Below are 11263 nucleotides of genomic sequence, written 5' to 3' on the forward strand. Positions count from 1 at the left end.
CATGGTGCTGCGCGCGTGGCCGCTGGAGGGCATCGGCGAGATCCGCCCCGGCGACGACCTCGCCGCGATCATCGTTGACCACCTCGGTGACCCGCTCGAGGACGGCGACGTCGTCGTCGTGACCAGCAAGGTGGTCAGCAAGGCTGCCGGGCTGGCGACGGCCGGCGACCGGGACTCCCTGATCGACGCCGAGACCGACCGGGTCGTGGCGCGTCGTGGCCAGACCCGCATCGTGCGTACGCACTCCGGCCTCACGCTCGCCGCGGCCGGGATCGACGCCTCCAACCTCGAGGCCGGCACCGTTATCCCGCTTCCACCTGACCCGGACGGTGCGGCTCGTGACCTGCGTGGCCGTCTCGAGGAGCTCACGGGCGTACGCCTCGGGGTCATCGTGAGCGACACCGCCGGGCGGGCGTGGCGCATCGGGCAGACCGACATCGCGATCGGAGCGTCCGGGGTCGTGCCCTACGTGTCGTTCGCGGGGGTCGAGGACGCGTACGGGAACCTCCTCGCGGTCACCTCACCTGCCGTCGCGGACGAGATCGCCGGCACCGCCGAGCTGGTCGCGGGCAAGCTCGATGGCCGGCCCGTCGTGGTGGTGCGAGGGCTGCCGACGTCGTGGCTCGGCTCCGACGAGGGCGCGGCTGCGCTGATCCGCGACGACGACGGCGACCTGTTCGGTCTCGGCGCCCGTGACGCGGTGCTCGCGGCGGCCTCCCGCGGTGACCTCCCGCGGGGTTTCCCCGTCGCCGACGAGGACGACGACCTGCTCGCACTCGCGCGGGCCGGCACCGACCTCTCGCTCGCCGACGTGACCGTCGCCGCCGACGGCTCGCTGGAGGTGCGCTCACTGAGCGAGGACGGAGCGCCGGAGGCTTACGTCGAGGCGGGAGCGCTGGCCGAGCGCCTGCGGATCCTCGCCCGCGCCCTGCGCCGCGAGGTCGTCATCGCCGTCGTCAGCGACTGAGCGCTTCGTCTGCCGTGAGGTCGGTGTACGCCTGCCGGGTGTGCACGCCGAGGCCGAGGCGCTCGGCGGCGTCGAGGTCGGGCAGCACGTCGACGTCCTGTCGCAGCTCGTCGGCGGCCACCAGCGCGTACGCCCCGTAGCCGCGGTGCCGCTCCGCCGAGCCGGGACCGTAGCCGGGACGCATGAGGCCCGGGGAGCGGCTCGTCAGGATCGTGGTGCCGTCGCCGTTGGCATCCGCCACGAAGGCGAAAGGATGTGCCGCAGCCGCCCGCAACAGCTCGGCCAGGGCAGTGGGTGTCAGCGCCGGCAGGTCGGACGGCACGACGGCGACGGGCGCGTCCGGCCGGTGCTCGCCCGCCCAGGCGATGCCGTGCCGGATCGCCGAGCCCAACGTGTCGAGCGGCCGGTCCGCAGGCTCCTGGATCACGACGGCACCGGCGTTGCGGACGTCGGCGACGACCAGGTCGCCGCGCGTCACGACCACGACCTCGCCGACCTCCTCGCAGGCGAGCACGGCAGCGAGCGTGTCGCGGGCGAACGCCTCGGCGAGCGCGCGGCGGACGTCCGAGTCGGCGTGCAGGCGGGACTTGGCCCGGTCCCACGCCTTCATCGGCACGATCGCGGTGTACGTCATCCGGCGGCCCGCACCGGCGTCAGCCGGTCGTACGTCGTGGTGCGCTGGACGGCGGGCCGGCCGGCGAGGGTGGCCATCGTCTCGAGCTCCTCGATCGACTTGCGGGAGCCGTTCGTCGAGCCGGCCATGCGACTGATGGTCTCCTCCATCAGCGTGCCGCCGAGATCGTTGACGCCGCCCTGCAGCACCTGCGTGCAGGTCTCGGGGCCGAGCTTGACCCACGAGCACTGGATGTTGTCGATCAGGCCGTGCAGCATGATCCGTGCCAGGGCGTGCACTGCGCGGTTGTCCCGCACCGACGGCCCGGGGCGGGCGACGCCGGCGAGGTAGATCGGCGACGACTGGTGCACGAACGGCAGCGGGACGAACTCGGTGAACCCGCCGGTCTCGCGCTGCAGGTTGGCGATCGTGCGCAGGTGGCCGACCCAGTGACCCGGGTGGTCGACGTGGCCGTACATCATCGTCGACGTCGTCGGCAGGCCGATCTCGTGCGCCGTGCGGATGACGTCGAGCCACTCCGACGTCGGCAGCTTGCCCTTGGTCAGGACCCAGCGGACGTCGTCGTCGAGGATCTCCGCCGCCGTGCCGGGCAGTGAGTCGACGCCGGACTCCTTGGCGCGCACGAGGAAGTCGCGCACCGACATGCCGGTGCGCGTCACGCCGTTCATGACCTCCATGGGGCTGAACGCGTGGACGTGCAGGCCGGGTTCGCGTTGCTTGACAGCAGCGGCGATGTCGAAATACGCCGTGCCGGGCAGCTCGGGATCGATGCCGCCCTGCATGCAGACCTCGGTCGCACCGAACGCCACGGCCTCGGTGGCCCGGTCGGCGATCTCGTCGAGGGACAGCGTGTAGGCGTCGGCGTCGGTACGGCGTTGGGCGAACGCGCAGAACCGGCAGCCGGTGTAGCAGACGTTGGTGAAGTTGATGTTGCGGTTGACGATGTAGGTGACCTCGTCGCCGACCGCCTGGCGGCGCAGGTCGTCTGCCAGCGCCGTCACGGCGTCGAGGTGCGCGCCCTCGGCCGTCATGAGGGTCAGCGCGTCGGCGTCCGACAGGCCCGCGGGATCGCGCTCCGCCGCCCGCATCGCCGCGGCGAACCCGCCGTCGCCCACGCCGACCAGCGCAGCGTCGCGGCCCGGCTGGCTGTCGCGCAGCACCGACCAGTCGCCGTAGACGTCCTCGAAGTCGCTGCGCCGGTCGGTCGTACGCCCGACGGTGTCGATCTCGGTGTGCAGGTCGGTGCGGCCCTTCGAGAGCCAGCCCGTCGTCGACCAGCCGCCGTCGGGCTCCTGCCAGGGCAGGCCCTCCGGAACTGCGTCGGCGCGGGCCAGCCCGTCGTCGGCGACGAGAGCGTCGACGTGCGGGCGCAGGCGCGGGTCGAGCCACGGCTCGGACAGGAACTGCGGGTGCGCCGTGAGCCGCTCGGTCAGCGTGAAACCGCGCTCAGCCGACAGCTCGGCCAGCGCCGTGATCTGCGGCCACGGCTTCTCGGGATTGACGTGGTCCGGCGTCAGCGGGCTGATGCCGCCGAAGTCGTCGACGCCGGCGTCGAGCAGGGCCCGGCAGTCGTCGAGACCGACGAGGTTGGGCGGCGCCTGGACGCGCATCGCCGGGCCCATCAGGATGCGGGTCGTGGCGATCGCGGCGAGGTACTCCTCGACCTCGAGGTCCGGCGTCAGCCGCATCGCGGTGTCGTCCTTGGACACGAAGTTCTGGATGATGACTTCCTGGATCGACCCGTACGTCCGGGCGATCCGGCGCAGCTCGAAGATGCTCTCGACGCGGTCGTCGATCGTCTCGCCGATGCCGATCAGCAGCCCCGTGGTGAACGGGATGTTGAGCCGTCCGGCGTCCTCGAGCACCCGCAGGCGTACGGCCGGGTCCTTGTCGGGGCTGGCGTAGTGTGCCTCGCCCTTCTCCTCGTAGAGGCGGCGGCTCGTCGTCTCGAGCATCATGCCCATCGACGGCGCGACGGGCTTGAGCCGCGACATCTCCTTCCAGCTCATGACGCCCGGGTTGAGGTGCGGCAGCAGCCCGGTCTCCTCGAGCACGCGGATCGCCATCGCACGGACGTACTCCAGCGTGCTGTCGTACCCGGCGGCCTCCAGCCACTCCTTGGCGTCGTCCCAGCGGTCCTCGGGGCGGTCACCCAGCGTGAACAGCGCCTCCTTGCAGCCCATCGCGGCACCCTTGCGCGCGATGTCGAGCACCTCGTCGGGGGACAGGAACGGGGCAGGCAGCCGGCCCGGCGTCGTCGCGAACGTGCAGTAGTGGCACCGGTCGCGGCACAGGCGGGTCAGCGGGATGAAGACCTTCTTGCTGTACGTCACGACGCCCGGCCGGCCGGCCGCCTCGAGACCCGCGTCGCGGACGCGTGCCGCGGCCGACATGAGCCGGCGCAGCTCGTCGCCGCGAGCGCTCAGCAGCCCGGCGGCCTCGCGGGCGTCGATCGTCTTGCCCGCGACCGCGCGCGTCACGGCCCGGCTGATCTCGCGTTCGTTGGGACCAGTCATTCAGCAATTGTGGTCCCCACCTCCACACGCGGGGTCGCCGACCCGCCAGGGCATGCGTCAGGCGCGTCGCAGGATGCGCAGGACCTGGCGCTCGAGCGTACGACTCATGGGTGCACCGGGCGCGACCCGCCGGTGGTCGGCGCGCACCGTGATGCCGTCCTCGAACAGGTCGATGATGCGCGGATCGACGTACGAGGTGCGGGCGATCGCGGGCGTGTTGCCGAGGTGCTCCGAGACGTCCCGCATCGCCGCCGCGACGGACTTCTTGCGCCGGGTCGGCGTGCTCCGGTCGCTGCGCGCCAGGGCGAGCGCGGCGATCGACGTGCCGCGCCAGGTCCGGAAGTCCTTGGCCGTGTAGTGCTCGCCGATGATCTCCTTGACGTACGCGTTGACGTCGTCGGCGGCGAGGTCGTACCACTGGCCGCCGCGCTTGTAGGCGAGCAGGCGATCGCCGCCGCCGCGCCGCCGGCGCAGCACCTCGATGACCTCTCGAACGCGCTGGTCCCGCACCGTGACCTCGACGAGCTGGCCGGACTTGGCGGGGTAGGAGAACGTCATGCCGGTCCCAGCGCCGTGCACGTGGCGTTTCTCCAGCGTGGTGAGTCCGTAGCTGCCGTTCTCCTCGACGTACCGCTCCGAGCCGATGCGGAACATGCCGAGGTCGAGCAGGCTGAAGGCCGTCGCGGCGACCCGCTCGAGGGTCAGCTCGTCACCGGCCAAGTGGCGGCGTGCCTCGAGGCGGTGCTTGAGCAGGGACGCGGCGAAGCCCTCCATCCGCTCGAACTTCTCGGTGTCGCGCCGCGCCCGCCAGTCGGGGTGGTAGATGTACTGGCGCCGGCCCGCCGCGTCGGTGCCGACGGCCTGCAGGTGGCCGTTCTCGACCGCGCAGATCCACACCTCGTTCCACGCCGGCGGGATGACGAGCTGCTTGCAGCGCAGGACCTGCTCGGGCTCCAGCGGCCGGCCGTCCTCGTCGAGGAAGCGGAAGCCGCGGCCGTGCCGGACGCGCGACCAGCCGGGGGAGCTGGGGGACGTACGGCGCAGGCGGACCATGGTGAGATCACGCTAGGTGACCGATGCGGAGCACGCATGTCGTAGCGGCCCGCGCGCGCCCTCCCGGCGGACCGGCTGTCCGCCCGTGCCATGGTTCAACCATCGAAAACCCGGAGGAGAGCCACGTGGAGCTGAGAATCGGTTACAAGGCATCGGCCGAGCAGTTCGCGCCGAGGGAGCTCGTCGAGCTCGGCGTGCTGGCCGAGGAGGCCGGCATGGACACCGCCGTGGTGAGCGATCATTTCCAGCCGTGGCGGCACGAGGGCGGTCACGCGCCGTTCTCGCTGGCGTGGTTGACGGCGGTCGGTGAGCGCACGTCGTCGATCCGCCTGGGCACCTCCGTCATGACCCCGACGTTCCGCTACAACCCGGCGGTCGTCGCGCAGGCGTTCGCGACGATGGGCTGCCTCTACCCGGACCGGATCCTGTTGGGCGTCGGGACCGGCGAGGCGCTCAACGAGGCGGCGTCGGGGTTCGTGGGCGAGTGGCCGGAGTTCAAGGAACGCTTCGCGCGGTTGCGGGAGGCCGTCGACCTGATGCGCCAGCTGTGGACCGGTGAGCGGGTCGACTTCGAGGGCGACCACTACCGCACGGTCGGCGCGTCGATCTACGACGTCCCGGACGGCGGCATCCCGGTCTACGTCGCCGCCGGGGGACCGGTCGTGGCGCGCTATGCCGGGCGCAAGGGCGACGGCATGATCTGCACCTCCGGCAAGGGCATGGAGCTCTACGAGGACAAGCTCATGCCCGCGCTCGCCGAGGGGGCGGAGAAGGCCGGCCGGTCGGCCGACGACATCGACCGCATGATCGAGATCAAGGTCTCGTACGACCCGGACCCGCAGGTCGCGCTGGAGAACACCCGGTTCTGGGCGCCGCTGTCGCTGACGGCCGAGCAGAAGCACAGCATCGACGACCCGATGGAGATGGAGGCGGCGGCGGACGCGCTGCCGATCGAGCAGGTCGCGAAGCGGTGGATCGTCAGCTCGGACCCCGACGAGGTCGCCGAGCTGGTCAAGCCCTACACCGACGCGGGTCTCAACCACCTCGTGCTGCACGCGCCCGGTCACGACCAGCGCCGCTTCCTCGAGCTCTTCGCGTCGGACCTGGCTCCCCGGCTCCGGGCTTTGGGCTGAGGGCAGGGCGCGATGACCAAGGGCATCGACGAGCCGGACGGCCGTGGTCGAACAGGCCTCCACCTGACCGGGCTGGACCTCACCCGCAACCCCGACGTCGTCGTCAAGCACGTCGACCTGCTGGCCAACGACTGGTACGTGCTTCGCGCCACGACGTACGACATCCGCAAGTCGGACGGCAGCTGGCAGACCGAGCGCCGGGAGACGTACGACCGCGGCAACGGCGCGACGATCCTGCTGTACGACCCCGCTCGGCGAACCGTGCTGCTGACGCGCCAGTTCCGGTTCCCGGCGTACGTCAACGGGCACCCCGACGGGATGCTGCTGGAGGCCGCGGCCGGGCTGCTCGACGAGGACGACCCCGAGTCGGCGATCCGCCGGGAGGCCGTGGAGGAGACCGGCGTCGAGATCGGCGAGGTCGAGCACGTCTTCGACGTCTACATGAGCCCGGGATCGGTGACCGAGAAGCTGCACTTCTACGCCGCGCCCTACCAGGCGGACGAGCAACGAGGCACGAGCCACGGGATCGCCGAGGAGGGCGAGGACATCGAAGTGGTCGAGCTCGACATCGACAAGGCGTTCGCCGCGATCGGCGGGGACATCGTCGACGCCAAGACGATCATGCTGCTGCAGTGGGCCCTGTTGTCGGGGCCGTTCGCGCCCTGACCCCTCAGGTCAGGACTGCGCGTCGTACGCCTCGCGCGCGGCCATGACCAGCTCGATGTTTGTCTCGGCCCAGGCGCCGAGCGCCAGCAGGGGCGTGTGCAGCGTGCGGCCCAACGGAGTCAGCTCGTACTCGACGCGCGGCGGCATCTCGGCGTACGCGTGCCGGGCGACGAGCCCGTCCCGCTCCAGGTCGCGCAGCGTCTCGGTCAGCACCTTGCCGCTGATGCCCTGGACCGTGGCACGGAGGTCGCCGAACCGCAGGCGTTCCTTGCCGAGCGCGATGACGATCATGGCGGTCCACTTGTTGGCGATCCGGGCCAAGGACGTACGCGAGGGGCAGGTCGCCGTCATGACGTTGAAGTCCGGGTGTTGTGACATGGGCCACACCGCCTTTTCGTTACGTTGAGGTAACTGGTTACCGAAAGTGAGTATAGGGCTCTCAGTCATCCACAGAAGGAGCCCCCACCCATGGCCACCACCGCCACCACCGCCCGTACGTACGCCGACGCCCTCACCGCCAAGGACTTCGCCACCGTCGCCGGCATGTTCGCCGAGGACGTCGTCTGGCACCAGCCCGGTGCCCACCGGTTCGCGGGCACGTACCGCGGTCAGGCCGAGGTCAACGGGCACCTCGGCGCACTCATGGGCGCCTCGCAGGGCTCGTTCGAGCTCGCCGTCGTCGCTGAGCCGATGGTCAACGGCGACCTCGCCGCGATGCAGGTCGAGTTCGGCGCCCGGCGCGACGGCGCCACGATGTCGATGGGCGGCGTCGACGTCGTCCGGGTCGACGGCGACCGGATCGCCGAGGTGTGGCTGTACTCGGCGGACCAGCAGGCGGAGGACGAGTTCTGGGGCGCGCCCGTTGCGGGCTAACCGGCCTTGCGGAAGGCGCCGGGCGTGACGCCCGCGCGGGTGCGGAAGTAGGCCGAGAAGTTGGACGGGTCGTCGAAGCCCAGCTGCTCGGCGATCTCCGCGACGGGTGCGTCGCCGTGGCTCAGCAGGCGCTTGGCCTCGAGCACGACGCGTTCGTCGATGAGCTGCTTGGCCGACCGGCCCGTGTGCGCCCGCGCCAGCCGGTTGAGGGTACGCGGCGAGTAGCCCAGCCGGTCCGCGTAGTGCGTCACCTGGTGCCACTCGCTGAACCTGCGGTCGATCTCGTCGCGGAACCAGATGTACGCCTCGTGCGTCGCGGGCGGTCCTGCGGTCTGGTCGGCCGGCTGGGCGAGCGCGAGCTGGGTGAGGAGCGCGCCGGTGGCGTGCGCGAGGGCGGCGTCGCGCAGGTCGCCGGTCGCGGCCTGCAGGCCGCAGGAGATGAGGAGCGCCCAGGCCTCCGCGACCGGTGTCCCCTCGAGCACGGCCGCCGGCCAGACGTTCGGGATCGCCGTGCCGGACGCCCGCACCAGCTCGCGGGTGCGGTCGTCGATCGCGTGCGCGGCGAACAGCACGCTGGGCCCGTCGATGTCGTCGATGCGTCCCCACTGGTGCATCTGGCCGGCCCGCACCCACAGCACGTCGCCCGGGTTCAGGGAGTGCTCGGTGAAGTCCACGGTGTGGGTGGCGGCGCCCTCGTCGATGCGGATCAGCATGTCGAAGTCGAGCCGCTGCGGGGTGAGGAACTCGTCAGGGCCGCCGCGTACGCGCATCCGCTCGAGGCTGAGCACCTCGATGTCGCCGACCTCGGCCGTCGGCGGGTCGAATCGCACCGGTCTGATGTCGGTGGATGCGTCGTGTCCGGTTTTCACCATGGGTTGTCCCGTCGTGACCGTGTGCTGCGAGGCTGGCGCGCCTATTTTTACAGGTGACATCACCAGTTCACCACAGATCGGAAGACCCATGACTCTCACCTACACCGTGTTCGACGCGGCGCCGGGCTCGCTCAACAAGACCAGCGTCGTCGTCAGCGGCGACACCGAGGCGATCGTCGTCGACGCCGGGTTCACCCGCGCCGACGGGCACCGCATCGTCGCCGAGGTGCTCGACTCGGGCAAGACCTTGACCCGCGTCGTGATCACTGCCGGCGACCCGGACTTCTACTTCGGCGCCGAGGTCATCGCCGATGCGTTCCCGGCGGCCACGTTCTCGGCACCGGCCGACGTCATCGAGCACATCCAGCACTCGTACGAGGGCAAGCTCAAGGCCTGGGCCCACCTCGGCACCAACCTGCCGACCCGGCTCGTCGACATCGCCGAGCTGACCGAGACCGTCCTGACGGTCGACGGCACGCCGATCGAGGTCCGCCGCGGCAGCGACCAGCTCGGCGACCGGGCCTGGTACCTGTTCGAGCCGGCCTCCCGCTCGCTCATCGGCGGCGTGCTGCTGTTCGAGGGCCTGCACGTCTGGACCGCCGACAGCGCGACCCCGGAGCTCCGCGCCGAGTGGGTGCGCGTCCTCGACTCCCTGGAGGCTCTCGCCCCGACGTACGTCGTCGCCGGCCACCGCGTCGCGGGCGCACCCACCGACCTGACCGCGATCACGCACACCCGCGACTACCTGCGGTTCTTCGAGCAGACCGTCACCGAGTCCGCCACCGCGGAGGACGCCAAGGGCAAGCTGCTCGCGGCCTACCCGGATGCCGGTCTCGTCATCGCCGCCGATCTCGGCACCAAGGTCGCCAAGGGCGAGATGACATGGGGCTGATCGACGAGGCTGCCCCCGCCCAGGTCGTACGCCGGCAGTACCTCGCGTCGGCGGCGGGCGACCTCGAGGCGTTGAGGGCGACGCTGGCTCCCGACGTCGAGTGGACGGAGATGGCCGGGTTCCCGCTCGCCGGGACCTACCGGACGCCCACCGGTGTCACGAGCAACGTGATGGAGAAGCTCGGCGCCGACTGGGACGGCTGGGCGGCGCACGACGACACGTACGTCGTCGACGGCGAGAACGTCGTCGTCCTGGCGCGCTACACGGCGCAGCACAAGGGGACCGGCAAGCCGCTCGCCGTGCGCGTGGCGCACCACTTCGTCGTTCGCGGCGGGCTGATCGTCCGCTTCGAGCAGTTCGTCGACACGGCACTCGTACGCGACGCCGCGACGGCGTGACCGAAGGTCAGGACGTCGTGAACGCCGACCGCAGCAGGTAGCGGCTCGTCGGCACGGTGTCGATGTTGTCGGTCGCCCCGAACGCCGAGGTGCTCGCCACCATGCGCGTCATCCGGTCGTGGAGATCGGCGTCGTCGGCGGCGCCGAAGAACGCGTGCAGGTCGGTGGTCGCGGCATCGGGGAACAGCTCCTCGACGATGCCGTCGATCGCCGGTGCGTCAGGCGTGAGGGCGCGGACGACCACGTTCTGCGTGTAGCCGGACGTCGCCTGGGTCTCGATCGCGACCGGCGTGTGGTCGACCTGCCAGCGCGTGAGCCAGGTCGGGCGGTCGAGCTCGGGCGGCCGGCGCAGCAGCGCGACGTTGGCGAAGCCGGGGGTCCGTTCGCCGAGCCGGTCGGGCGGCGCGATCGGGACGGACTCCGTCACCAGGTAGGCCGCGAGCTGCTCGCAGTGGCCGCTCAGCAGCTCGATGGCCGCCGCGACCTGTGCGCCGTACGACTGCTGCGTCCAGATGCTGACGACCGCGGCCACCGGGGGAGCCAGCGTCGTCAACGTCATCAACGAGTCGCGGACTGCGCCGTCGCGCACGTTGACCGCCAGGCCGGCGATGCCGAGCTCCAGCAGCTCGTCGGCGACGGGGCCGCGGATCCGCTCGCACCACTGGTCGTCGGGTGGCTCGGCGCGGAGCAGCACCACGACCTTCTCCACGGTGTGGGCCTCAGGCCGTCGTGGCGAGGGTGTCGGTGTCGGTCGCGATTCGACCGAGGAGGGTCAGGAGCAGGTCCCGGTCCTCCTTGCTCACGCCGTCGAGGGCCCGCGCCTCGGCGGCATCGCGGGCGGTCGCGAACGTCGCGAACATGCGACGGCCGGAGTCGGTGATCTGCGGGATGCGGACGCGACGGTCGGACGGGTCGACCGTGCGCACGATCAGCTCCTGTCGCTCGAGCCGGTCGAGCACCGTGATGAGCGTCGTCTTGTCGACGCACACGACGCGGCTCAGCTCGAGCTGGGTCCGCTGCTGGCCGTCCTCGAGCGCGGCCAGCACGAGCCAGTCACGCGCGTCGTTGAGGCCCATCTCCGCGGCGGCGTGATCGAGGTAGATCGTCACGCGGTTGACCGCGGCGTGCAGCAGGATCGTGAGGTCGGCCGGGTATGCCGCAGCACAAGCGGCGAGCGCCTGCGTCTCGGACTCGTGCAGCGAACTTCCCATGAACGGAGGGTATCGCCCCGCCGACATATGTTCAACGTCGGATAAGTC

13 protein-coding genes are annotated in these 11263 nt (G+C 71.2%); 6 read left to right on the forward strand and 7 right to left on the reverse strand.

Features of this window, described 5'->3' with window-relative positions; translation table 11 throughout:
• The first annotated feature begins 1 nt into the window (after position 1).
• Positions 2-967, forward strand: coding sequence for a coenzyme F420-0:L-glutamate ligase (gene cofE / locus ASE12_RS16515; RefSeq protein WP_056403041.1), 966 nt, complete (start codon positions 2-4; stop codon positions 965-967).
• On the opposite strand, the gene cofC is transcribed toward cofE, so the two are convergent.
• Genes cofC through ASE12_RS16530 form a run of 3 tightly spaced genes read right to left on the reverse strand, consistent with a single transcriptional unit; the run spans position 957 to position 5170 of the window.
• Entirely contained in the window at positions 957-1601 is a 645-nt protein-coding gene (gene cofC / locus ASE12_RS16520) for a 2-phospho-L-lactate guanylyltransferase (RefSeq protein ID WP_056403045.1), read from the reverse strand. The genes cofE and cofC overlap by 11 nt on opposite strands.
• On the reverse strand, positions 1598-4117 hold the full coding sequence (locus ASE12_RS16525) for a bifunctional FO biosynthesis protein CofGH (protein ID WP_056403048.1): 2520 nt from the start codon (positions 4115-4117) through the stop codon (positions 1598-1600). The genes cofC and ASE12_RS16525 overlap by 4 nt, the downstream gene beginning before the upstream one ends.
• A gap of 57 nt (positions 4118-4174) precedes the next feature.
• Positions 4175-5170, reverse strand: a complete 996-nt coding sequence (locus ASE12_RS16530; RefSeq protein WP_056403049.1) for a DNA topoisomerase IB — start codon at positions 5168-5170, stop codon at positions 4175-4177.
• Between the two features lie 125 nt (positions 5171-5295).
• Here ASE12_RS16530 and fgd point away from each other — a divergent pair, with 125 nt between their 5' ends.
• Positions 5296-6303 carry a glucose-6-phosphate dehydrogenase (coenzyme-F420) gene (fgd, locus tag ASE12_RS16535; RefSeq protein WP_056403052.1) on the forward strand — a complete coding sequence of 336 codons (1008 nt, stop codon included), beginning with the start codon at positions 5296-5298 and terminating at the stop codon, positions 6301-6303.
• Between the two features lie 12 nt (positions 6304-6315).
• Positions 6316-6969, forward strand: a complete 654-nt coding sequence (locus tag ASE12_RS16540) for an NUDIX domain-containing protein (RefSeq protein WP_056403054.1) — start codon at positions 6316-6318, stop codon at positions 6967-6969.
• A gap of 9 nt (positions 6970-6978) precedes the next feature.
• On the opposite strand, the gene ASE12_RS16545 is transcribed toward ASE12_RS16540, so the two are convergent.
• Positions 6979-7347, reverse strand: coding sequence for a helix-turn-helix domain-containing protein (locus ASE12_RS16545; RefSeq protein ID WP_056403058.1), 369 nt, complete (start codon positions 7345-7347; stop codon positions 6979-6981).
• Positions 7348-7437: 90 nt separating this feature from the next.
• Here ASE12_RS16545 and ASE12_RS16550 point away from each other — a divergent pair, with 90 nt between their 5' ends.
• Positions 7438-7842: a nuclear transport factor 2 family protein gene (locus tag ASE12_RS16550; protein WP_056403061.1), complete on the forward strand. Its 405-nt coding sequence runs from the start codon at positions 7438-7440 to the stop codon at positions 7840-7842.
• Here the strand turns inward: ASE12_RS16550 and ASE12_RS16555 are convergent.
• Positions 7839-8714 (reverse strand): AraC family transcriptional regulator, encoded by an 876-nt coding sequence (locus ASE12_RS16555; protein ID WP_056403063.1) that lies wholly within the window; start codon positions 8712-8714, stop codon positions 7839-7841. The genes ASE12_RS16550 and ASE12_RS16555 overlap by 4 nt on opposite strands.
• Positions 8715-8802: 88 nt before the next feature.
• On the opposite strand from ASE12_RS16555, the gene ASE12_RS16560 reads away from it, so the two are divergent.
• On the forward strand, positions 8803-9606 hold the full coding sequence (locus ASE12_RS16560; RefSeq protein WP_056403066.1) for an MBL fold metallo-hydrolase: 804 nt from the start codon (positions 8803-8805) through the stop codon (positions 9604-9606).
• Positions 9597-10004, forward strand: a complete 408-nt coding sequence (locus tag ASE12_RS16565) for a nuclear transport factor 2 family protein (protein ID WP_056403068.1) — start codon at positions 9597-9599, stop codon at positions 10002-10004. Before ASE12_RS16560 ends, ASE12_RS16565 begins: the two co-directional genes overlap by 10 nt.
• A 7-nt stretch (positions 10005-10011) precedes the next feature.
• Here ASE12_RS16565 and ASE12_RS16570 read toward each other — a convergent pair whose 3' ends face one another.
• Together ASE12_RS16570 and ASE12_RS16575 are read right to left on the reverse strand one after the other, a co-directional pair.
• Positions 10012-10713: an EthD domain-containing protein gene (locus ASE12_RS16570; RefSeq protein ID WP_056403071.1), complete on the reverse strand. Its 702-nt coding sequence runs from the start codon at positions 10711-10713 to the stop codon at positions 10012-10014.
• A 10-nt stretch (positions 10714-10723) separates the two neighbouring features.
• Positions 10724-11215, reverse strand: coding sequence for a MarR family winged helix-turn-helix transcriptional regulator (locus ASE12_RS16575; RefSeq protein ID WP_082582342.1), 492 nt, complete (start codon positions 11213-11215; stop codon positions 10724-10726).
• Positions 11216-11263: the final 48 nt, after the last annotated feature.

The sequence above is a fragment of the Aeromicrobium sp. Root236 genome, assembly GCF_001428805.1.
In the GTDB taxonomy this organism is placed as follows: Bacteria; Actinomycetota; Actinomycetes; order Propionibacteriales; family Nocardioidaceae; genus Aeromicrobium.

Bases quoted from the DNA above. Each gene is read 5' to 3' on its own strand.
- ASE12_RS16540 (WP_056403054.1), top strand. From the start codon at position 6,316: ATGACCAAGGGCATCGACGAGCCGGACGGCCGTGGTCGAACAGGCCTC.
- ASE12_RS16555 (WP_056403063.1), bottom strand. From the start codon at position 8,714: ATGGTGAAAACCGGACACGACGCATCCACCGACATCAGACCGGTGCGA.
- ASE12_RS16525 (WP_056403048.1), bottom strand. From the start codon at position 4,117: ATGACTGGTCCCAACGAACGCGAGATCAGCCGGGCCGTGACGCGCGCG.
- ASE12_RS16545 (WP_056403058.1), bottom strand. From the start codon at position 7,347: ATGTCACAACACCCGGACTTCAACGTCATGACGGCGACCTGCCCCTCG.
- ASE12_RS16575 (WP_082582342.1), bottom strand. From the start codon at position 11,215: ATGGGAAGTTCGCTGCACGAGTCCGAGACGCAGGCGCTCGCCGCTTGT.
- cofE (WP_056403041.1), top strand. From the start codon at position 2: ATGGTGCTGCGCGCGTGGCCGCTGGAGGGCATCGGCGAGATCCGCCCC.
- cofC (WP_056403045.1), bottom strand. From the start codon at position 1,601: ATGACGTACACCGCGATCGTGCCGATGAAGGCGTGGGACCGGGCCAAG.
- ASE12_RS16565 (WP_056403068.1), top strand. From the start codon at position 9,597: ATGGGGCTGATCGACGAGGCTGCCCCCGCCCAGGTCGTACGCCGGCAG.
- ASE12_RS16550 (WP_056403061.1), top strand. From the start codon at position 7,438: ATGGCCACCACCGCCACCACCGCCCGTACGTACGCCGACGCCCTCACC.
- ASE12_RS16530 (WP_056403049.1), bottom strand. From the start codon at position 5,170: ATGGTCCGCCTGCGCCGTACGTCCCCCAGCTCCCCCGGCTGGTCGCGC.
- ASE12_RS16560 (WP_056403066.1), top strand. From the start codon at position 8,803: ATGACTCTCACCTACACCGTGTTCGACGCGGCGCCGGGCTCGCTCAAC.